The sequence below is a fragment of the Amycolatopsis sp. TRM77291 genome (assembly GCF_054166285.1).
On record NZ_JBSZHF010000001.1, the window covers coordinates 2,929,815 to 2,953,971 of the forward strand.

3 protein-coding genes and 3 pseudogenes are annotated in these 24,157 nt (G+C 70.9%); all 6 read right to left on the reverse strand.

Features of this window, described 5'->3' with window-relative positions:
• Window positions 1-25 precede the first annotated feature (25 nt).
• The 6 genes and pseudogenes from ACXIZN_RS13925 to ACXIZN_RS13950 all read right to left on the reverse strand — a co-directional run bounded on the left by ACXIZN_RS13925 (window position 26) and on the right by ACXIZN_RS13950 (window position 24,080).
• Window positions 26-235 carry an MbtH family protein gene (locus ACXIZN_RS13925; RefSeq protein WP_007029404.1) on the reverse strand — a complete coding sequence of 70 codons (210 nt, stop codon included), beginning with the start codon at window positions 233-235 and terminating at the stop codon, window positions 26-28.
• Window positions 232-9,528, reverse strand: coding sequence for an amino acid adenylation domain-containing protein (locus ACXIZN_RS13930; protein WP_457960515.1), 9,297 nt, complete (start codon window positions 9,526-9,528; stop codon window positions 232-234). Before ACXIZN_RS13930 ends, ACXIZN_RS13925 begins: the two co-directional genes overlap by 4 nt.
• A 175-nt stretch (window positions 9,529-9,703) precedes the next feature.
• Window positions 9,704-16,891 (reverse strand): annotated as a pseudogene (locus tag ACXIZN_RS13935) (amino acid adenylation domain-containing protein); the annotation flags it as partial.
• Window positions 16,877-21,301, reverse strand: a pseudogene (locus tag ACXIZN_RS13940) (amino acid adenylation domain-containing protein); the annotation flags it as partial. The pseudogenes ACXIZN_RS13940 and ACXIZN_RS13935, both read right to left, overlap by 15 nt.
• Before the next feature lie 180 nt (window positions 21,302-21,481).
• Window positions 21,482-22,693 (reverse strand): annotated as a pseudogene (locus ACXIZN_RS13945) (condensation domain-containing protein); the annotation flags it as partial.
• Between the two features lie 43 nt (window positions 22,694-22,736).
• Window positions 22,737-24,080 carry a lysine N(6)-hydroxylase/L-ornithine N(5)-oxygenase family protein gene (locus tag ACXIZN_RS13950; protein ID WP_457954831.1) on the reverse strand — a complete coding sequence of 448 codons (1,344 nt, stop codon included), beginning with the start codon at window positions 24,078-24,080 and terminating at the stop codon, window positions 22,737-22,739.
• Between the last annotated feature and the right edge of the window lie 77 nt (window positions 24,081-24,157).

Here is a 24,157-nt window from a genome sequence, read left to right on the forward strand (position 1 = left end):
AGAGACCTTCACGGACTGCAGCGCGTCAGGACTCCATGGCCTTGACGAGCGAAGCGGGCCGCAGGTCCGTCCAGTTGGTCTCGACGTATTCGAGGCACTCCGGACGCGACGCGGGGCCGAACTTCGTCGTCCAGCCCGCCGGGACCTCGACGAACTCGGGCCACAGGCTGTGCTGGCCTTCGTCGTTGACCAGCACCAGGTACGTGCCGTCGGGGTTCTCGAACGGGTTCGTCATTCCTTGTTCTCCTTCTTCGTGGCCGGTGAATCAGCCCGGCGGATGAGCGCGTCCAGTGCGAGGAACCAGCCTTCCGCGAGTTCCCGAACCGAGTCTTCGGTGAGCACGGCCTCCGGCCAGGACCAGTGTGCGCCCAGTTCGGGGCCGCCGGGGCGGTCCTCGGCCAGGACGTTGACCGTGAGCGCGTGCGAGACCGGCATCCCGTCGTCGGGGCCGAGTTCGGCCGCTTCGGCCTCCGCGGCGTACGACCAGTCCGTCGCCTCGGGGACACCGATCCGGCCCAGGTAGTTGAACTCGATCTGCGGTTTCGCGAACTTCGCGACCTCCAGGCCGGTGCGCGGGTCGAGATAACGGAGCAGACCGTGCCCGATACCGCCGTCCGGCAACCCGGCGAGATGCGCCCGGACCCGTTCGAGCGCCTCCCCGGCGGCGGCACCGCCGGCGAACGCGTCGTCCAGGTCGAGGTCGCCCAGGTCCAGGCAGACCGGGACGACGCTGGTGAACCAGCCGACCGTCCGCGAAAGATCCGCGCCGCCAGCGAGTTCCTCCTCGCGGCCGTGTCCTTCGACGTCGACCAGCACCGCCCGTCCCCCGTCCCGGCGCCACCGGGTGACGGCGAGGGCGAGACCGGTGAGCAGGACGTCGTTGACGGTCGCCCGGTACGCCGACGGCACCCGGGACAGCAGCGGGGCCGTCCGCTCGGCGGGCAACGTCAGCGATACCTTCTTCACGGTCGCCGCCACGTCCCGCGCGGGGTCGAGCGGCCGGACCAGCGGGATGGGCTTCCCGCCTTCCAGTACCGACTTCCAGTGGTCCAGCTCGCCGGAACGATCCTGTGTGGACAGGGCCCGCGACCATCGCCGGAACGAGGTGTCCACCGAGGACAGCTCCGGCACCCCGCCGTGTGCGACCGCGTCCCAGGCGGTAACGAGGTCCGGCAACAGGATCCGCCACGACACACCGTCGACGGCGAGATGGTGGATCATCAGCAGCAGCCGTCCGGGCTCCGACGGCCCCGCGTCGAACCATGTCGCGCTCAGCATCACGCCGGCGTCCGGGTCCAGCCGGGCGCGGGCCGGTCCGGCGTGCCGCTCGATCAGCGCGAACAGATCACCGTCCCCGACGTCGACGCGGTCGATGTGCACGTCCGCGGATTCGGCCACCCGGAGCGCCCAGCCGTCCACCGACCGGTCGAGCCGCGCGCGCAGCATGTCATGCCGCGCGACGACCGCGCCGAGCACGGTCTTCAGCTGGTCACCGGTCATCCCGGACGGCGTCCGCAGCAACGCCGCCTGGTGGTAACCGTCGATCGGGCCGCCGAGTTCGCGCAGCGCGTGCATGATCGGCGTGAGCGCGACCGTGCCGTCGTCCTCGATCCTCTCGGCGACCTCGGCCAGCGCCTCGACGGTCCGGCGTGCGAACACGTCGTGCGGGGTGATCTTCAGCCCGGCCGCGCGCGCCCGGCTGACCAGCCGCATCGCGACGATGCTGTCCCCGCCCAGTGCGAAGAAGTCGTCGTCGGCGCCGAGCTCCGGTACGTCGAGCACCTCGGCGAAGAGCGCGCACAGCGCCTTCTCCCGTTCGGTCTCGGGCGCCCGGCCGCCTGCCAGTTCCGTGTAGTCCGGCGCGGGCAGCGCCTTGCGGTCCAGCTTTCCGTTGGACAGCACGGGAAGCGCGTCGAGCGAGACGAACGCCGCGGGCACCATGTAGTCCGGCAGCGCCTCGGCCGCGAACCGCCGCAGCTCCTCCCGGTCCACAGCGGACACCACGTACGCCACCAGTTGCTTGACCCGCGGACGGTCCTCACGCACGAGGACGACCGCCTGCGCGACGTTCTCGTGCCGTTCGAGCACGGCCTCGACCTCGCCGGGTTCGACCCGGAACCCGCGGATCTTCGCCTGGTCGTCGGCGCGCCCGCCGAAGTCCAGCCGGCCGTCCGCGGTCCAGCGGGCGAGGTCACCGGTGCGGTACATCCGGGCTCCCGCCGGGCCGAACGGATCCGCCACGAACCGCTCCGACGTCAGCGCCGATCGCCCGAGGTAGCCCCGGGCGAGCCCGGAACCGGCGAGGTACAGCTCCCCGGTGACTCCGGGCGGCACGGGCCGCAGTGCCGCGTCCAGTACGTAGGCGCGGGTGTTCGCGACCGGCCTGCCGACCAGCGGCTCGTCGCTGTCGCCGATCCTCGCGACGAGCGCGTCCACTGTGGACTCGGTCGGGCCGTACAGGTTGAAGGCCTCGGTTCCGTCCAAAGTGGCCAGGCGACGCCACAGACTCTCGGGCACCGCCTCACCGCCGACACCGATCACGGCGAGCGGGCACCGGTCGCCGTCGAGCAGCCCCGCGTCCGCCATCTGCGCGAAGAACGACGGGGTGACCTCGATGAAGTCGAAGCCGTCCCGCTCGATCATCGCGGCCAGCAGTTCGGGGTCGCGCCGGGTCTCCTCGTCCACGATGTGCACGGCGTGCCCGTCGAGCAGCCACAGCTGCGGCTGCCAGGAGGCGTCGAAGGAGAACGACCACGCGTGCCCCACCCGCAGGTGCGGTTTGCCGGTGGCCTCGACCGCGGGCCGGTGCAGGGTGGCGCGGTGGCTGTGGAACAGGTTCACCACGCCGCGATGCGGGACGACGACCCCCTTGGGTGTCCCGGTCGAGCCGGACGTGTAGATCACGTACGCCGGATGTTCCGGGTCGAGCGGGCGGACGCGGTCACGGTCGGTCAGGTCGTGCGCCTGCCGGTCCTCGGTGACGAGCGCGCACAGCGCCAGCGTCTCGATCTCGGTCCGGGGCAGCGACTCCAGCAGCTCGGGCTCGGTCAGGATCACCTTCGGCCGCGCGTCGGCGAGCATCGCGGCCAGCCGCTCGGCCGGGTAGTCCGGGTCGAGCGGCAGGTACGCCGCCCCTGCCTTGTGGACCGCGAGGATCGCCAGCAGTACGTCCGCGGAACGCGGCAACGCCAAGGCGACGAAGTCCTCGGGCCCCACGCCGTGGGCGACCAAGGCCCTGGCGAGCCGGTTGGCGCGCTCGTTGAGTTCGGCGAAGGTCAAGGCGACCTCGCCCGACACCACCGCCGTCGCGTCCGGCGAACGCCGCACCTGGACCTCGAACAGACCGGCCACAGTGGACGGTTCGACGGCGAGCGCCGTGCCGTTCCAGTCCCGCACGATGAGGTCGAGGTCGGCCTCGGCCAGGATGTCCACCCTGCCGACCTGGGTGTCCATATCGGACACCATCGCGGCGAGCACGCGTTCCATCGCCGGGAGAAGCCGTTCCGGCAGACCGGCGTCGAACAGGTCGGAGCGGTACTCGGCGGTGAGCTTCAGCCGCGTGCCGGGTTCCACCGCCCAGGTGAGCGGATAGTGCGTGGAGTCCTCGTGCCGCACGATCTCCCCGCGCAACCCGGCACCGGTCTCGTCCTCGTCCGCGCCGGGGTAGCTCTCGAACACCATCAGCGTGTCGAACAGCTCCCCCAGCCCGGCGACGCGCTGGATGTCGGCGAGCCCGAAGTGCTGGTGCGCCAGCAGACCGGACTGCTCGTCCTGGACCCGGTCGAGCAGGTCGCCCAGTTTTTCGGCCGGGTCGAGCGCGATCCGCACCGGGACCGTGGTGATGAACAGGCCGATCATCCGCTCGACGCCCGCCAGTTCGGGCGGGCGTCCGGCGACCGTCGCGCCGAACACGACGTCCGGCAGTCCGGTCAGCCTGCCGAGCACGATGCTCCACGCGGTCTGGACGAGCGTGTTCAGCGTCAGACCCCGCGATCGGGCCACTGTGGACAGTGCCTCGGTCGCCTGCTCCGGCAGCTCCAGCGACAACCGGTCCGGTAAGGCCGGGATCCGCTGCGGGTCGTGCGGGACGAGATGCGTCGGCTCGGTCAGGCCGTCGAGCGCCTGCCGCCACGCGGCTTCGGCCGCCTCCCGGTCCTGCTCCCCGAGCCAGCCGAGATGGTCGCGGAACTGACGCGCGGGCGCCTGCTCGGCCCCGGCGTACAGCTGGGACAGCTCGGCGAACAGCTGCGGCACCGACCACCCGTCGAGCAGGACATGCTGATGGGTGAACACCAGGCGGTGCCGGCCGTCCGGCAAGGCCAGGAGCAGGAACCGCAGCAGCGGCGCGGCGGCCGGGTCGAAGCGGCGCCGGTCGTGGGCCAGCTCGGCCTCGGCGTCGTCGGCCGAGGCCACGTAACGCCACGGAACGGTGACAGAACGCGCCACCAGCGCGACAGGGCGGCCGGACGCGAGGTACCGGTAGCCGGTGCGCAGGATGGCGTGCCGGTCCACGAGCGACTGCGCGGCGTCCCGCAGTCGCGCCGGATCGAGCGGCCCGTCGAGGTCGAAGGACACCTGGACGGTGTAGACGTCGGGTCCGTCGCCGTCCATCGTCGCGTGGAAGAGCAGCCCGGCCTGCAACGGCGTCAGCGGCCACACCTCGGCCGTGTCCGGCGCGACGTCGAGGATCTCCGCCTGTTCGGCCGCGTCCAGCTCCACCAACGGCTTCCTGGACGCGGGCGCGTCGAGCCGCACCGAGCTGACCTCGGCCAGGGCCGCGACGGTCCGGTGCCGGAAGACGTCACGCGGGCTCAGCAGCAGCCCGGCGCTCCGCACGCGGCCGACCAGCTGCATCGCGACGATGCTGTCCCCGCCGAGGCGGAAGAAGTCGTCGTGGATACCCACCTTGTCCAGGCCGAGCACACCGGCGACGAGCGACGCGAGCAGTTCCTCGCGTGGGGTGCGCGGGGCGTCACCGATGACCTCGCCGGAGAAGTCCGGCGCGGGGAGCGCCTTGCGGTCGAGCTTCCCATTGGGGGTCAACGGGTACGCGTCCAGCACCACGAACGCCGACGGCACCATGTACTCCGGCAGAGTGGCCTCCGCCAGCCGCCGGGTCTCCTCGACGTCGGCCCCGCTGGTCAGGTACGCGACGAGCCTGCCGTCGCGCAGGACCACGCGTGCGGAGAGCACGGACTCGATCTCGCCGAGCTCGATCCGGAAGCCGCGCAGCTTGACCTGGTCGTCGGCGCGGCCGAGATAGTCGAGCGCGCCATCGGACCGCCACCGCGCGAGGTCGCCCGTGCGATACATCCTCTCCCCGGCCGCGAACGGGTTCGCCACGAACCGCTCGGCGGTCAGCCCGGCCCGGCCGAGATACCCGCGCGCGAGTTGCGTGCCCGCCAGGTACAGCTCCCCCGCCACGCCCGGCGGAACCGGGCGAAGCCGGGCGTCGAGCACGTGGACCTGGGTGTTCCACACCGGACGTCCGATGGGGACAGTGTCGTCCACGACCTCCCACGAGGTCACGTCCACCGAAGCCTCTGTCGGCCCGTAGAGGTTGTGCAGCGGGACGTCCACGCGCGCCGCCAGCTCCGGCGGCAGGGCCTCGCCACTGCACAGGACGCGGCGGACGCCATGCCACGACGGCTCTTCGGCGAGGAACGCCTCCAGCATCGATGGGACGAAATGCAGGGTCGTGATCCGCTGGTCTCGGATCAGCGCTTCGAGATACGCCGGATCGCGGTGGCCGTCCGGTTTGGCGACCACCAGGGTCGCGCCGGTGATCAGCGGCCAGAAGAACTCCCACACCGACACGTCGAAACTCGACGGTGTCTTCTGCAACACCCGGTCATCGGCTGTCAGGCCGTACTCGTCCTGCATCCACAACAACCGGTTCACGATGCCGGAATGCGGCACCACCACACCCTTCGGGCGCCCCGTCGAACCCGACGTATAGATCACGTACGCCGGGGACGACGGATCCACGCCCCGGCCGAGGCTCTCGCCGGAATACCCGTCCAGCGCGGGCAGCTCATCGAGAACGACCGCGGGCGCGGCGTCTTCGAGCATGAACGCCAACCGGTCGGCCGGATAGTCCGTGTCGAGCGGCAGATACGCCGCGCCCGCCTTGTGCACGGCATACAGCGCGACCACGAGATCGAGCGACCGCGGCAACGACACCGCCACCACCGACTCCGCACCCACACCCCGCTCGACCAGCCACCGCGCCAACCGATTCGCCCGCGCGTCGAACTCCGCATACGACAACTCGGCGCCCTCGAACAGCTCGACCAGCCACCGCGCCAACCGATTCGCCCGCGCGTCGAACTCCGCATACGACAACTCGGCGCCCTCGAACACCACAGCGGGAGCGTCCGGCGTCCGCGCCACCTGCGCCTCGAACACCGCATACGACAACTCGGCGCCCTCGAACACCACAGCGGGAGCGTCCGGCGTCCGCGCCACCTGCGCCTCGAACAGCTCCGGCAGTGTGGTCGCCGGGACGTCGTGCGCGGTGTCGTTCCAGCGCCCGAGCCGGGCGCGCTCGTCCTCGCCGAGGACGTCGAGCTCGCCGACCGGGATCGCCGGATCGGCGGCCACCTGGTCCAGGACGGCGACCAGCCGCCGCGCGAACGACTCGGCCGTGGCGTGGTCGAACAGGTCGGCGCTGTACTCGATGGCGCCCGAGATCCCGCCAATGTCACTGCCGTTCTCCAGGAACCCGAACTCGAGGTCGAACTTGGCGACGCCCTGCGCGAACTCCTCCTGCTCCGCGCGGAGGCCGGGCAGCTTCAGCGAGTCCTCGGCTTCGGGAAGGTAGACCACCATCACCTGGAACAACGGGTGCCTGGCCAGCGAACGTTCCGGGTTGACCGCGTCGACCAGGCGCTCGAACGGCAGGTCCTGGTGTTCGAAGGCGGCGAGGTCGGTCGCGCGCACCCGGGAGAGCAGGTCGCCGAACGCCGGGTTCCCGGACAGGTCGGTGCGCAGCACCAGCGAGTTGACGAAGAAGCCGATCAGCGGCTCCAGCCGTTCGTCGACGCGGCCGGAACTCGGCGCGCCGAGCGGGATGTCGTCCCCGGCGCCGAGCCGGTGCAGCAGGGCCGCGACCGCGGCCTGCGCCAGCATGAACATGCTGACGTCGTGCTGCCGGGCGACGGCACGCAGCCGCTCGGTGAGCCCGCCGTCGATCGGGAAGGTGACGAGACCACCGCGGTGGCTCGACTCCGCCGGACGGGGACGGTCGGCGGGCAGGGCCAGCTCGTCCGGCAACCCTGCGAGCGCCTCTCGCCAGAAGCCGAGCTGCTGAGGCGCTGTCGAGTCGAGCAGTTCGCGTTGCCACAGGGCGTAATCCGCGTACTGGACCGGCAGGTCAGTCCACTGTGGAGCGATACCCGCCGTACGAGCCTCGTACGCCGTGGCGAGGTCCGCCATCAGGGGTCCCTGTGACCACTCGTCGGTCGCCACGTGATGGATCACCAGCAGCAGGACGTGTTCCCGCGGCGAGACGGCGAAGACCGTGGCCCGGATCGGGAGTTCCTCGTCGAGCGCGAACCCTCGGCCGGACTCGGCGGACAACTGCGCCGGAAGGTCACCGGCTGCTTCGAAACGGACCTCTGGACGCGCGTCGGTCAGGATCCGCTGCGCCGCGACACCGTTCTCCTCGGCGAACACGGTCCGGAGTGGTTCGTGCCGCTCGACGAGATCGCCGATCGCCGCACTCAGCGCCTCCCCGTCCAGCTCGCCGTGCAGGCGCCAGGCGAGCGGTATGTTGTAGGTGGCCGTGACCCCTTCGAGCCGGTACAGGAACCACAACCGTTGCTGCGCGGGCGAAAGCGGCAGCACGTCCGGCCGGTTCCCCGCGCTCAGGACCGGTTGTGCGGACGGGTCCGAGAGTCGTTCGGCCAGCGCCGCGACGGTGGGGGCATCGAAGACGTCACGGACCGACACCGTGGCGTCCAGGCTCGCCGAGATCCGGCTGACCAGGCGCATCACCAGCAACGAATGCCCGCCGAGGGCGAAGAACCCGTCGTCGATCCCGACCCGCTCGACACCGAGGACGTCGGCGAACAGCGCGCACAGGGCCTCTTCCCGCGCGTTCCGCGGCTCGCGGCCTTCCGCGGTCGCGAACTCCGGCGCGGGCAGGGCCTTGCGGTCGAGTTTGCCGTTCGGGGTCAACGGGATCTCGTCGAGCACGACGAACGCCGACGGCACCATGTGCTCCGGCAGTTTCGCCGCCACCGCCTCCCGCAGGCCATCGGTGGACCCGACGACATAGGCCACCAACCGGTCTTCGCGGGCGACCACGACGGCTCGCGAGACAGTCCCGGACGCGGTCAAGGCGGCCTCGACCTCCCCGAGTTCGACCCGGAAGCCGCGGATCTTGACCTGGTCGTCGACGCGGCCCAGGAACTCCAGCACGCCGTCGTCCGACCAGCGCGCGAGGTCGCCGGTGCGGTACATGCGCTCCCCCGGACCTCCGAACGGATCGGCGACGAACCGCTCGGCGGTCAGCCCCGGCCTGGCCAGGTACCCGCGCGCGAGCTGCACGCCGGCGAGGTAGAGCTCACCCGGGACACCCGGCGGCACCGGGTTCAGCCGCGCGTCCAGCACGTACGTCCGCGTGTTCCACACCGGACGTCCGATCGGGACGGACGGCGTCGTCTCGGCACCTGCCCGCCAGGCCGTCACGTCGACGGACGCCTCGGTCGGGCCGTAGAGGTTGTACAGCGGGACGTCCACGCGTGCGGCCAGCTCGGACGGCAGCGCCTCGCCACTGCAGATCACCCGCCGCAGGCCAGTACATTCGGCGGTTTCCAGGAACAGGGCGAGCATCGACGGGACGAAGTGGACGGTGGTGATCCCAGCGGTGCGGATCAGCTCCGCGAGGTACGCCGGGTCCTTGTGTCCCTCGGGTTTGGCGACGACCAGCGTCGCGCCGGTGATCAGCGGCCAGAAGAACTCCCACACCGACACGTCGAAACTCGACGGCGTCTTCTGCAGGACCCGGTCATCGGCCGTCAGACCATACTCGTCCTGCATCCACAGCAGGCGGTTCACGATGCCGGAATGCGGCACCACCACACCCTTGGGGCGACCGGTCGAACCCGACGTGTAGATCACGTACGCCGGAGACGACGGATCCACGACCCGCCCCAGGGTTTCCCCGGCGTAGCCGTCCAAATCAGGCAGTTCGTCGAGAATGACCGCGGGCGCGGCGTCTTCGAGCATGAACGCGATGCGATCGGCCGGATAGTCACGGTCGACCGGCAGGTAGGCGCCACCGGCCTTGTGCACGGCGTACAGCGCGACGACCAGGTCGAGCGATCGCGGCAACGACACCGCCACCACCGACTCCGCGCCCACACCCTGCTCGACCAGCCACCGCGCCAACCGATTCGCCCGCGCGTCGAACTCCGCATACGACAACTCGGCGCCCTCGAACATCGACCAGCCACCGCGCCAACCGATTCGCCCGCGCGTCGAACTCCGCATACGACAACTCGGCGCCCTCGAACACCACAGCGGGAGCGTCCGGCGTCCGCGCCACCTGCGCCTCGAACAACTCCGGCAAGGTCGCGACCGGGACCTTACGAGCCGTGCGGTTCCACTCGGTCACCCGCGCGAGTTCGTCGCCGACGAGGACGTCGAGCGCCGCGACGGGGCGCTCCGGTTCGGCCGTGACCTGCTCCAGCAGCGACGTCAGGCGGGTCAGCAGACGCTCGGCCGTCGTCTCGTCGGCGAGATCCTCCGCGTACTCCAGCATCAGCGTGGCGGTGGTGCCGTCGTCGACCATCGTGAAGTGCAGGTCGAACTTCGCCATGCCGGTGTCCATCTCGAACCACTCGGCGGGCAGCCCGAGCACGTCGCGCGCGTCGCTCTGCCGGTGGTAGCCCACCATCACCTGGAAGAGCGGGTTGCGTCCCGGCACCCGCGGCGGGTTCAGCTCCTCGACCACGCGCTCGAACGGCAGATCGCCGTGCGAGAACGCGGCGAGGTCGGCCTCACGCACCCGGTCGAGCAGGGCGGCGAACGTCGGCCCGCCGGACAGATCGGTCCGCAGCACCAGCGTGTTCACGAAGAACCCGACGAGGTCGTCGAGCGCCGCGTCGGTGCGTCCGGCGATCGGGACACCCAGCGGGATGTCGTCCCCGGCGCCGGTCCGGTGCAGCAAGGCGGCCACCGCCGCCTGAAGCACCATGAACGGGCTCGCACCCGCCTTCGCCGCCAGGTCGCGTACAGCGGCCGACAGTTCCTCCGACAGCGGGGACTTGACCTTTCCTCCCTTGCCCGTCGGCTGCGGCGGACGGGCGCGGTCCAGCGGCAAGGTCAGCTCGTCCGGCGCCCCGCGCAGGGATTCGGCCCAGAAAGCGACCTGAGCGGCTCCGCGCTGGTCGAGGAAGTCCCTCTGCCACAAAGCGAAGTCGGCGTACTGCACCGGGAGGTCCGTCCACACGGGAGCCTCACCCGCCTGCCGGGCTCGATAGGCCGAGGTCAGGTCGTCCAGGAACGGCCGGTCCGACCATTCGTCGGTCGCGCTGTGGTGCAGGACCAGCGAGATCACCTGGTCACCGTCGCCGAGTCGCAGCACCCGCAGCCGGACCGGAATTTCCGTCGCCAGGTCGAACGGCGTCCGCGAGAGTTCGGCGATCCGCGCGGCCAGGCCGTCCTCGTCACATTCTTCGGCGGCGAACGGGATCTCCGGCGCGTCGAGAACGCGCTGATAGGGCTCCCCGTCATGCTCGGCGAGGACGGTCCGCAGGACCTCGTGCCTGCCGATCACGTCGCCGAGCGCCGCGCGCAGGGCTTCGAGGTCCAGGTCACCGTGCAACCGGAAGGTCAGCGGGAAGTTGTACGCGACCGCGTTCGCCTCCATCCGGTTCACGAGCCAAAGGCTGCGCTGGGCCGCCGAAAGCGGGATCCGTCCGGGGCGTTCGGCACGGACCACCGCGGGCCGCGCCGGTTCGCCGCCGCCCGCACGAGCGGCCAGCTCGGCCACCGTCGGTGCCTCGAACAGGTCACGGATGGCCAGTTCGGCGCCGAGTTCGGTCCTGGCCCGGCTGATGAGCCGGGTGGCGAGCAGGGAATGGCCGCCGAGATCGAAGAAGTTGTCCTCGACGCCGACCCCTTCCACACCGAGGACCTCGCCGAAGAGCGCGCACAGCGTCTCCTCCTCGTCGGTCTCGGCCGGGCGGCTTTCGGCGAGCCGCACCGTCTGCTCGGCGTCCGGGAGCGCCCGGGTGTTGAGCTTGCCGTTGTCGGTCAGGGGCAGGGCGCCCAGCGTGACGAAGGCGGCCGGGACCATGTAGTCCGGCAGCTCCGTCTTGAGCCTGTCCCGCAGGCGCTGCACCAGTTCACCGCCGCCACGGGCCGCCGTCGGGCTCGTGGCGTACTTGGCCAGGTTCGTGCCGAGCGAGATCGGCTGATGCACGCCGGTGACCAGCGCTTCTGCCTGTCCCTTGTGGACGAAAACGGCCTCGAACGCGCCATCGGCCGACCAGGTGCAGTACACCCGGAAGCCGAGCCGGTCGCCGAGTTCGTGCACGTCCTCGGGCTCCACACCACGAGAGGCACGGAACAACGCGAGGACGTCGATCAGCGGCGCGCCGGCGTCCAGCGCACGCGTCGCCTCGACCTCCGGAGCCTGCCGGGCGTCCGGGATCCGGCTCACCCGCAGCGTTTCCACGCCGGGAAGACGCTTCTCCAGTGCGGCCAGGGAACCCACTTCATCCCATGACAGGCCTGGCGCCTGAGCGACCGACACCGTCTCGGCGGGTTCCTTGACGAGCACCGCGTCGTAGCGGTACCGGCTCAGCTCGTTGTGCAGCCGGGCCCGTTTGATCCGGACCTGCGCGGCGACGTCCGGCATCCGCCCCGCGAGCGCGGTGAAGTAGTCCGGGTCGATCAGCAGTTCCTTCTCCAGCGCGGCACCGCGTTCGATCGCGCGCCGCACCTGGGCGACGTCGGAGGTCGCGTCGGCGCGGGTGAGCTGGATCGCGGTGTGGAAGGCGCGGGCGAGCCGCAGGTTGCGGACGTCGCCGACGAACAGCGCGCCGCCGGGAGCGAGCAGCCCGATCGCCTTCGTGATCACGTCGGTCAGGTAGTCGACGCTCGGGAAGTACTGGATGACGGAGTTGATCACGATCGTGTCGAACCGGCCGGCGGGCAGGCCGTCGAACACGTGCGCCGGCTGGGCGCGCAGATTCACCTTGGCCGCGAGCGCGGGATCCTGTTCCAGCTCGCGGTTCAGCTTCGCGATCACCGGCGCGGCGAGGTCGGTGCCCCAGTACTCCTGGACCAGCGGCGCGATCTGCCCCATGAGCAGACCGGTGCCGACGCCGATCTCCAGCACCCGTTCCGGCTTCAGCTCGGCGATGCGGTCGACGGTCGCCCGCCGCCATTCCCGCATGTGCTCCAGCGGGATCGGTTCGCCGTCGTAGCTGGAGTCCCAGCCCGCGAAGTCCTCGGTGAACAACGCCGTCGGGATCTCGGTGTACTCGTCGGAGTAGATCTGCTGCCATTCCCCGACCTGGTCGGCTTCGGCCTCCGCGCGCGCGTCCCCGCTCAGCTCGGCCGGGACGACGTACCCGATGAGCCGTTGCAGACCGGGCGCCGACGGGTCCGGCCGCGCGATGACGGCGGCCTGCGCGACCTCCGGGTACCGGCTCAGCGCGGTCTCGATCTCGCCGAGTTCGACGCGGTAGCCCCGGATCTTGACCTGGTCGTCGGTACGGCCGAGGAAGTCGAGATTCCCGTCCGGGCGGCGGCGCACCAGGTCGCCGGTGCGGTACATCCGCCCGCCACCGGGGACGAACGGGTCGGCGACGAACCGTTCGGCGGTCAGACCGGGACGGCCGAGGTAGCCGCGGGCCAGGCCCTCGCCCGCGATGTAGAGCTCACCCGCGACACCGTCGCGGACCGGCCGGAGCCACGCGTCGACGATGTAGGCCCGCGTGTTCCAGATCGGCTTGCCGACGGTCGGGGTGTCGCTGTCGGTCGTGCCGCCGCCGAGCGTGTTGATCGTGTATTCGGTGGGGCCGTACAGGTTGTAGCCGTACGTCCCGTCGGTGTCCCGCAGCCGGTTCCACACCGACTCGGACACCGCTTCGCCGCCGAGCAGGACCAGCGCGGGCCGGTGCCCGGCCAGCAGCCCCTCCTCGATGAGCAGGTGCGCATACGTCGGCGTCACGTTGACGACGTCGACCTCGTGCTCGTCGCAGTGCGCCACGAGCGCCCGCGCGTCCCGCCGCAGTTCCTCGTCGCAGACGTGGACCTCGTGCCCTTCCACGAGCCACAGCAGCTCTTCCCACGACATGTCGAAGGCGAACGACACGGTGTGGGCGATCCGCAGCCGCCGTCCGCCCGCCGACGCGATGGCCGGGGCGAAGATGGCGCCCTGGTGGTTGAGCTGCATGTTCGTCAGGCCGCGGTACGGCGTGACCACGCCCTTGGGCTTGCCGGTCGAGCCCGACGTGTAGATGACGTACGCCGGGTGCTCCATGCGGTCCGCGCGGCCGCGCGCGAACAGCGGGCGTTCGGCGTCGGAGATCGGGCCGTCGCCGAACGCCCTGTCCTCGTGGTCGTCGACGAGGATCCGCGGCGTGGTGCCGGGAATCGTCGCCGAAACGTCCTTTGTGGACACCAGGCACAGCGGCCTGGCGTCCTCCAGCATCACCGTGAGCCGGTCGACCGGGTAGTCGAGTTCCAGCGGCAGGTACGCCGCGCCGGTCCGCAGCACGGCGAACAGCGCGACGACCATGTCGATCGACCGCGGCAGCCCGAGCGCGATCACCTGTTCCGGCGCGGCGCCCTTCGCCAGCAGCAGGCGGGCCATCCGGTTGATGCGCGCGTCGAGTTCGGCGTAGGTCAGCTGCTCCTCGCCGAACACCAACGCGGTCGCGTCCGGGGTCCGCTCGGCCTGGACGGCCAGCAGGTCCGCGATCGTGTCCTCGACCACGGGATGCTCGGCCTCGGCCCAGCCCGCCTCCAGTGCGGCACGATCCTCGGCGGACACCGTCGTCAGCGCGGCGACCGGTTTCGCCGGGTCGTCGACGATCTGCGCGACCAGTGACGTGAAGCGGTCCAGCACCGACGCGGCCTCGGCGGCGTCGATCACGTCGTCCCGGTAGGACACCGTGATCCGGATCTCCTCGCCCGGCGTGACCACCAGCGTCAACGGGTAGTGCGTGGCGTCGATGTTCAGCAGGCCGGTGATGCCGTGCCGGTGGCGCAGGCCGTCGCGCCGTTCGTCGCCGTCTGCGTTGCGCAGCACGAAGAGCGTGTCGAACAGGACGCGGTGTCCGGCTTCCCGTTGCAGGACACCGAGGCTCATGAACTCGTACGGTGTCAGGTCCATGCGCTCGGACTGCAAGCGCCGCACGAGGTCCAGGACGGATTCGGCCGCGTCGAGCCGCACCCTGGTTGGCACGGTGTTCAGGAACAGGCCGATGGTGTTCTCGATCTCGGGTACGGCGGCGGGCCTGCCCGCGACCGCGGCGCCGAACACGACGTCGGTGCGCGCCGTCATGGTCGAAAGGACCAGGCCCCAGGCCGCGTTGAGCACGGAGTTGACGGTCAGGCCGTGCCTTCTGGCCTGCTCACGCAACCCACGTCCCAGCTCCGGCGGGAGCACGGCGTCCAGGTTGACCGGGGTCGCCGGCACCAGGTCCCGGCCTTCCGGTCCGATGACCGTCGGCTCCGCGAGACCCGACAGCGCCTCGCGCCACGCGTTCGTGGCCGCCTCGATGTCCTGCCGGTCCAGCCAGCGCAGGAAGTCCACATAGGACCCGGCGGCGGGGAGGGCGCGGTCGTCGCCGCCGAGGTCGTACAGCGCGAACAGCTGCTCGATGAAAAGCCAGGCGGACCAGCCGTCCCAGAGCAGCAGATGCCGGTTCAAGACGACACGGTCGCGTCCGTCACCGAGCCGCACCAGCTTCAGCCGGAACAGCGGCGGGGCACCGAGGTCGAACCGGGTCGCGCGGTCCTCGGCCATCAAGGCGTCAAGGCGTTCCCGCTGTTCGTCTTCGGGCAGCGCCGAAAGGTCCACTTCGGACACTGGGGGTTCGACCTCGGCCGCCACGAACTGCACCGGCCCGCGCAGCCCCTCGCTGGTGAACCCGGCACCGAGACTCGGAACCCGCCGGAGCAACGCGGAGACCGCCGCCCGCAGCCGGGCGGCGTCCAAGCGGTGATCGAAGTCGATGGCCTCCTGGATCGTGTAGATGTCGACCCGGTCGGAGTTGTAGCTGGAGTGGAAGAACAGGCCTTCCTGCAGTGGCGACAGCGGCCAGACGTCGGCGACCGGCACCGGGCTGACCCGCTCGACGCGAGCGATCTCCTCCTGCGTCAGCGACACGAGTTCGAGGTCGGACGGCGTCAGGCCCACCGGCGCGTCCGTGTCCACCGCCGCGAGATCGACCAGGGCGGCGGCCCAGCGTTCGGCGAGCGCGGCGCCGGTCCCCGCGAATGTCGCCGTCAGCCTCGGCCCCTCCGGGGTCTCCTGGCAGGCGACCCCGATGCGGAGGTCGTGGTCTCCGGACGGCGGCACGGCCGTGTGCCCGGCGACCTGCCACTCCCCCGGCCCGGCCGGGATCCGGCCGTCGTAGCGCAGCGCGATCCGCGGCTTCGGGAGCCCGGCGAGCAGCGGGCCGGTCTGGACGTTGAGGTACCGCAGCGGACCGTAGCCCTGGGGCGTCTTGCGGACGGTCTCCTTGACGGCCTTGAGCATCGCGAGCGGTTCGCCGGTGGCGGTGATCCGCACCGGGCGGACCGACGTCAGCGCGCCGACCGTGTCAGAGGTGTCCACCCTGCCGTGGAGATCGACGAGGAGGTCGCCGCCGACGGCGATTTTCAGCGCCGTCAGGAGGACGTCGGTCACGTCGCCGTGCACGGCCGCCGGGAGTGCGCCGACCAGCGTCCGGGTGTCCTCAATGGACAGAGCGACCCGACGTTCGGCGCCGTCGCCGGGAATCTCGGCGGAGCCGGGCGCCAAGGTCTCGGCCCAGTGCTCGATCTCGCCGAGCAGCGCGGGATCCTGCGCTTCGTCGGTGATCCGGCGGGCGATCGCCCGCAGCGACGTCCGCGCCGGGGTGAACACCGGCGGGCGCCCTTCGGTCACGGCCTGCCAGGCGATCGCGAGGTCGGCCGCCAGCTTCGTCCAGCTCCGCGCGTCCAGCAGGACCGGATGCGCGACCAGGAGCAACCTGCCCGGCTCGTCGAACCAGACGGCCTGCAGCAGGGTGTCCGCAAGCCTCGCCACGGCGTCCCGGTACTCGTCCTCCAGAGAACCGGTCGCGTGCCGAAGCAGATCCGCCGCCTGCACCGTCCCTTGTGGACGAATTTCGAGCGACCACAGCACCGAGGCGACCCGCGACAGTTCGAGCCGCAGGCCGTCGTGGTGGTCGAGCACGAGTTGCAGGGCGGCGGCGAGTGTCTCGACGTCGGCCCCGGCGGGCGCGTTCAGCAGCACGGACTCCGGCTGGATCGCGTCGCCGAGTTCCCGCAGTCTGAGCACCTCGGGAAGGAGAGGCAAGGCGCCGACACCGTCGGCGACGGCCGGCTCGGAAGGTGCGCCGGAGGCGGCGAGCGCGGCCGGGGTCCGGAGCTCGAAGACGTCCTTGGGGCTCAGCTCGAACCCGGCCCGCCGGGCGCGGCTCGACACGGCGATCGACGAGATGCTGTCGCCGCCCAGCAGGAAGAAGTCGCCGTCGGCACCGACGGAGTCCAGGCCGAGGACGTCCGCGAAAATCCGCGCGAGGGTCCGTTCCCGGTCGTTCCCGGTCGCGGCCGCGGGCCTGACGGCCTCGGGCGCGGGCAAAGCGCGGACGTCGAGCTTTCCGCTGGGGGTCAAGGGGAACTCGTCGAGCACGACGAAGGCCTGCGGGACCATCGGCGACGGCAGCGCTTCACTGACGGCGGCACGCAGCCGCTCCGGGTCCGCATCGCCGACGACGTAACCGACGAGCGCGCCGTCCTTCGCGACGACCGTGGCGGCCGTGACCTCCGGCAACGCGACGAGGACCGCTTCGATCTCGCCGAGTTCGATCCGGTTGCCGCGGATCTTCACCTGCCGGTCGGTGCGGCCGAGGTACTCGATCTCTCCGTCTGCGCGGCGCCGCACCAGGTCACCGGTCCGGTACAGCCGCTGCCCGGGTTCGCCGAACGGGTCGGCGACGAAACGTTCGGCGGTCAGGCCGGGCCGCCCGTGGTAGCCGCGGGCCAGCTGGACGCCGGCGAGATACAGCTCGCCCGCCACGCCGTCGGGCACCGGACGGAGACAGCCGTCGAGGACGTGCACCCGCGTGTTCCACACGGGGCGGCCGATGGGCACGGTGGCGCCCTCGGTGCCTGTGCCGGCGAAGAAGGTGACGTCGACGGCCGCCTCGGTGGGGCCGTAGAGGTTGTGCAGCGGGACGCCGGTGAGCGAACGCCACCGCGCGGCGATCTCGCCGGTCAGCGCCTCGCCGCTGGAGAAGACCCGGCGCAACGACCCGAGCTCGCCGGTGACCTCGTCGCTGCCGAGGAACGCGGCGAGCATGGACGGGACGAAGTGCAGGGTGGTGATCCGCCGTTCCCGGATCACCCGGGCGAGATACGCGGGGTCGCGGTGACCGTCCGGTTCGGCCAGGACCACCGCGGCGCCTTCGCACAGCGCCCAGAAGAACTCCCACACCGACACGTCGAAACTCGACGGGGTCTTCTGCAGCACGCGGTCATCGGCCGTGAGCCGGTATTCGTGCTGCATCCACGCGAGCCGGTTGACGATCGCGCGATGCGTGACGGCCACGCCCTTCGGCCGTCCGGTCGATCCGGAGGTGTAGATCAGGTAGGCGGTGTTGTCCGGTCCGGCGGCCGCCCCCGGGACGTCGTCGACGGGTTCGCCGGTGACGGGGACCCGCGTGAGCCCGGCGACGACCGGGATCCGCTCGGCCGTCCCGGGTTCGGAGAGCACGAAACGCGCGCCGGAATCGGCGAGCATGTACTCGAGCCGGTCGGCCGGGTAGTCGAGGTCGATCGGCAGGTAGGCGGCCCCCGCCTTGAGGACACCCAGCAGCGCGACCATCAGCTCGGCCGACCTCGGCACGGCGACGGCGACGACCTCTTCGGGACCGGCGCCCAGGGCACGCAGCCTGCGAGCCAGGTTCTCGGCGCGGGCATCGAGGTCCGCATAGGACAGTTCGGTGTTCCTGAAGATCACCGCCGTCGCGGCCGGCGTCTTGGCGACCTGCTCGGCGAAGGCCTCGGCCAGTGTCCGCTCGGGCACCGGATGCGAGGTCGCGTTGAGCTCGGCCAGGCGGCCGCGTTCGGCGGGCGACAGCAGGTCGAGGGCGGCGACCGGCAGTTCGGGGTTCGCGGTCAGCGTCTGCAGCAGGCGCGCGAACCGCTCGGCGAGCTGACCTGCCGCGACCGCGTCGATCCGCGCGGCGTCGAACTTGAGGCTGAACTCCAGGTCTTCACCCGGGGTCACGATCAGCGCGACCGGGAAGTGCACCGCGTCGGTGACCTCGACGCCGGTGAGGCGGACGGTTCCGGACGCGCGTTCGTCGTCACGCGGGAAGTTCTCGACGACCACGAGGGTGTCGAACAGTTCTTCCTGCGCCGCACCGGCGATACGCTGCAGTTCGCCGAGGCCGAGATGCTGGTGATCCAGCAACGCCGCCTGCTCGTCCCGCAACCGCCGCAGCACGGCGGCGACGGTCTCGGATCCCGACCAGCGCAGCCGCACCGGCACCGTGTTGATGTAGAGGCCGACCGCCGATTCGATACCGGCGGCACCGCTGTCACGACCGGAAACCGTGCTGCCGAACAGCACGTCGTCACGGCCGGTGAGCCCGCCGAGCAGGAGACCCCACGCGCCGTGCAGCACGGCCCCGAGGGTGAGCCCGTGCGCGCGAGCCATGTCCGACAACGCCTTCGTCGCCTGCTCGCCGAGGTTCAGGTGCAGCCGCGACGGCTGTCTCGCCGCTCCGGCCCCGCCATCGACCAATCGGGTGGGTTCCTCCACTCCGGACAGTGCCGCGCGCCAGGCCTCGCGCGAAGCCTCGTGATCACGGGACGCGAGCCTCCGCAGGTGGTCGGCGCGGGTGTCCTGCTCCGGGAGCGCGTCCGCTCCTTCGTAACCTGCCAGCAGTTCGCGAAGCAGCACCACGACGGACCAGCCGTCGGCGATGATGTGGTGGAACGTCAGCGCCAGCTTGGCGTGACGCTCGTCGAGCCGGGTGAAGGTGGCCCGCAGCAACGGCGGCCGGGCGAAGTCGAACCGGCGCGCGCGATCGGCTTCGAAGGCCTCCGCGGCGTCCTCGGCGGCCACCTCGCGCCACGGCAGTTCGGCGTGCCGGGTCACCGTCTGGACGACCCGGCCGCCGTCGAGCTGCCGGAAACCGGACCGCAGCGACGAATACCGTTCCAGCAAGGCCTGTGCCGACCGGCGCAACGCGGCGGCGTCGACGTCACCTTCGAGGTCCAGCACCTCCTGGACCGTGTAGATGTCCGCGGCCTGGCCGCCTTCGAACTCCGCGTGGAAGAAGAACCCTTCCTGCAACGGCGTCACAGGTAGGACGTCGGCGTACTCGGCGAGTGACGCGCGCTCCGTGTCGGTCAGCTCCAGCAGCGGTCGCTCGTCCACAGTGGACTCGACGGCGACGGCTTCCGCGCAGGCGGCGAGCGCCTCGGGAGTCCGGTGCTGGAACACCTGACGCGGGGTGATGGCGAGACCATGTTCCGCCGCGCCCAGAACCAGGCGGATGGACAGGATGCTGTCACCGCCGAGCGAGAAGAAGTCGTCGTCGGCACCGAACGAAGCCAGACCCAGGACTCGCGCGGCGACGTCGCACAGGATCCGTTCCCGCTCGGTACGCGGCGCGCGCCCGGTGGCGGCGGCGCCGAAATCCGGCAGGGGCAAGGCGCTGCGGTCGAGTTTGCCGTTCGGCATGATCGGCAGCCGGTCGAGGTCCACGAACGCCGACGGCACCATGTAGTGCGGCAGCGCCGATTCGGCGTGGGCTCGCAGATCCTTGAGCAGCGTCGGCGATCCGTCCGGGGCCGGGACGACGTACGCCACCAGCCGCCGGTCGCCCGGCTTGACCTCGCGGGGCACGACGGCGATCCGTTCAACCCCGGTGAACGTGGCGAGCGCGGACTCGACCTCCCCGGGTTCGATCCGGAACCCGCGGATCTTGACCTGGTGATCGGTGCGGCCGAGGAAGTCCAGATTCCCGTCCGCTCGCCAGCGGACCCGGTCGCCGGTGCGGTACATCCGCGCGCCGCCGCCGGCGAACGGGTCGGCGACGAAGCGTTCGGCCGACAGTCCCGGACGGCCCGCGTAGCCCCGCGCGAGACCACGCCCGCCGACGTACAGTTCGCCCTCGACGCCGACCGGGACCGGCCGCAGCGCCGTGTCGAGGACATAGCAGCGGGTGTTCGGATCCGGGACGCCGATCGGGATCGGCCCGGTCCAGCCGGGCTGGGCCGCCCACAGCGTGGAGTTCACCGTCGCCTCGGTCAGCCCGTATGCGGCGACGACCCGCAGGTCTTCGGCCCAGCGCGCGATCAGTTCCGGCGGCACGGTCTCGGTGCCGACGATCAGCACCGCGCCCTTCGGCAGTTCGCAGTCCGAGGGCAGTGCCGCGACCAGCGACGGCGGCAGGATCATGTGCGTCGCAGCGTTGTCCGCGATGTAGCCGGTCAGTTCGACGCCCGCGACGCGGCGATGCGACGGGACCACGATCAGCGTCCCGCCGACGCACAGCGACATGACCAGATCCCAGACCGTCACGTCGAAACCGGTGGACGCGAACTGCACCACCCGGCTGTCCTCGCCGATGCCGATCCGTTCGGTCGCCGTGCTGATCAGGCTGCCGATCCCGTCGTGGGAAAGGACCACGCCCTTCGGCTTGCCCGTCGAACCCGAGGTGTAGATGACATACGCGGCCTGGCTCAGCGCGATCCCGCTGACGTCCACTGTGGACGAGTCGAGCGCCGCGAGCTCTTGGACGGTCTCGGGATCGTCGAGCAGGATCCGCTCGACGTCCACTCCGGACGGAAGCTGCGCGGATTCCTCCACAGTGGACAACACGAGTTCCACGCCCGCGTGCGAAAGCATGTAGGCGAGGCGATCCTCGGGATGGTCGAGGTCGAGCGGGAGGTACGCGGCTCCGGCTTTCATCACGCCGAGCAGCGCGACGATGAGATCGGCCGACCGCGGCATCGCCACGCCGACGACGTCCTCGTCAGCGACACCGCGCCGCCGCAGCAGGCGGGCGAGCCGGTTGGCGGCGGCGTCGACCTCGGCGTAGGTCATCCGGACGTCCTCGCAGACGACCGCCTCCGCGTCCGGTTTCCGCGCCACGACCCGGGCGAACGCCTCGGGCCAGGACACCTCCGGCGACTCCGCGACCGCCGTCCCGAGCGCCAGGACCCGGTCGCGTTCCGCGGCGGAGAGCAAGTCGATCGCGGCCAGCGGCAAGTCCGGTCCCGCGACGAGAGCGTCCAGCACCGCGGCGAACCGGCGGCGGTGATCGGCGAGTTCGTCGTCGGAGGACACGGCCTGGTCGGCGTCGAAGTCGAAGCGAAGCCCGCGGCCCTCACCGGCGTCGTACACGGCGATGGCCACGTCGCTGATCGGCCCGAGTTCGAGGTTGTGCACCGTCGCGCTCGCGTCGCCGAACGCGAGTTCGCCGTCCACGGCCATGTAGTTCACGCTCAGCCCGACGAGTTCGTGCACCCCGCCGCTCGCACCGAGCTCGCGCGCGAGGTCCTCCCCGCGGTACCGGCTGTGCTCCAGCAGCGCGGAGACCTTCTCCGCGACCTGGGCGACGAGCTGCGCCGACGTCGTCTCCGGGCGCACCGTGAGCCTCAAGGGCAGGACGTTGGAGACCATGCCGGGCTGCTCACGCAGGGCGCGGGTGGTCCGTGCGGTGACCGGCAGGCCGAGGACGAGGTCTTCGGCGCCGGTCACCCGATGGGCGTACGCCGCCACCGCGGCTATCGCGACACGGGACAGCCTCGTTCCCGCGTCGAGCGCGAACTTCCGCAGGCGACCGGCGTTCGCCGCGGGCAGCTCCCACGAATGCCGCCGGAGCCGGATCCGGCCGGACGACGCGCGGCCGAGCAGCCGCACCGGATTCGGCCTGCCCGCGAGTTCACCGAGCCAGTGGTCGCGATCGGCTTTCGCGTCGTAGTCAGCCTCGGCCAGCCCGGAGAGCGGCCAGGAGACCTCCTCGGCGGTACCCGAATAGTGCGCCGCCGCGCGACGGGTCAGGACGGCCTGGCCGTGCGCGTCCATCACCAGATGGTGGTAGCGCTGGAACCAGCGGACCCGGTCCGCGGCGAGGACGAGCAGCGTGTGCGCGGTGAGCGGCCCTCGGGCAGGGTCGATCACCACGGCCAGCTCGGCCCGCGCCCACTCGTCCGCGGCCAGCTCCGGATCCGGCTCGCCGGTGAAGTCGAGGACCGCGACCTCACCGGGGGCGACCGGACGCTGGACCGGCGTGTCGCCGTCCAGCTCGACCGTGACGTGGAGGCATTCCGCCTCCGCGACCGCCCGCCGGACGGCTTCACCCAGCCGGGCGATGTCGACGTCGCCGCGAAGTTCGGCGACCCAGCCGATCGTGTAGACCGGGTCGGCCGGGTCGAGCTGCTGCGCGAGCCAGATCCCCTGCTGTGCCGGGGTCAGGGGAAAGCCGCGGTTCATCGGGTCGCCTCCACCGTTCAGAGCTTTCGGGATCGTCCGCGCCTCAGGCGGGGCCGGTCCCGCTCACCGCGTACTCGGGCCGGGACGCGCCTGCCGCCCGGCGATCCACAATGGACTGAAGGATCTCGCCGACCCGGACGGCGGTGTTGGACAGCAGCGACGACGTGATGCCGTGCGTGTGCTCGGTGCCGCCCTGGAGGTAGATCCCGCCGTCCAGCGGCGGCTCGGTGACGATCCGGTAGTCGCGTTCGACCCGGAGCCTGCCCGCGTCGTCGCGCAGGCAGGCCGACGCCAGCTCACCGAGCATCGGTGTCGGGTCGGCCGGGCTGTACCCGGTGGCGTACACGACGAAATCGGCGTCGAGCCGGGTCCGCTCCCCCGTCTCCAGCGCTTCGACGACGACCCGCACTTCGGAGCCGGTGTCGGTGACCTCGGTGGGACGGGAGACGTTGATGAGCTTCAGCCGCTCGATCCCCTGCACCTTCTCGCGGTAGACGCGCCGGTACAGCTCGTCGATGAGTTCGATGTCCACGGCCGAATAGTTGGTCGCGCCGTGGTAGCGCATCAACCGGTCCTTGACCGCTTCCGGTGCTTCGTAGAACCGCCCGACCGCCTCGGGATCGAAGATCCGGTTCGCGAACGCGCTGTCGTCGGCCGGGCTGTAGCCGTACCGCGCGAACACCGCGCACACCTCGGCCCGCGGGAAGCGGTCGTGCAGCAGCGCGCTCACCTCGGCCGCGCTCTGGCCGGCGCCGACGACGACGAAGCGCTTCGGTTCCTCGGCGGCCATCCCCTCCAGCCGGTGCAGGAGTTCGCTGTTGTGCCAGATCCGTGTGCCCGGCGTCACACCTTCGGGGAGATTCGGCCGCAGCCCGGTACCCATCACCAGATTGCGGGCGCGCAGGTTCACCAGTTCGCCGTCGGTGCGGGCGTGTACGTCGAAGAACACGATCTCGTCGCCGTCGAACACCGGCGTGACGGAGAGCACTTCGGTGCCGTAGGAAACCAGGTCGTCGACCTTTTCCGCCGCCCATTCGAAGTAGTCGTGGAACTCGATCCGCAACGGGAACAGGTTCTTGTGGTTGATGAAATCGACCAACCGGTCCTTGCTGTGCAAATACGACAGGAAGCTGAACGAACTCGTCGGGTTCCGCATCGTCGCCAGGTCCTTGAGGAAGGAGACCTGCATGGTCGCGTTGTCGATCAACATCCCGCGGTGCCAGCCGAAACGCGCCTGGCGCTCGAGGAAGTGGGCGGTGACGGTCTCGGCCCCCGGCGCGGCGTTGTGCTCGGTGACCGCGATGGCGAGCGCGAGGTTCGAGGGACCGAACCCGACCCCGACCACGTCGTAGACCGGAACCCGTTCACCGACCACTGCTCGTGCCATCTTGAACCCCTAGCGCGGCTCAGCCGCATCTCGGTACTTCGCTACAAAGACCAGGGAACCCTAACCTAAGTTAGGTG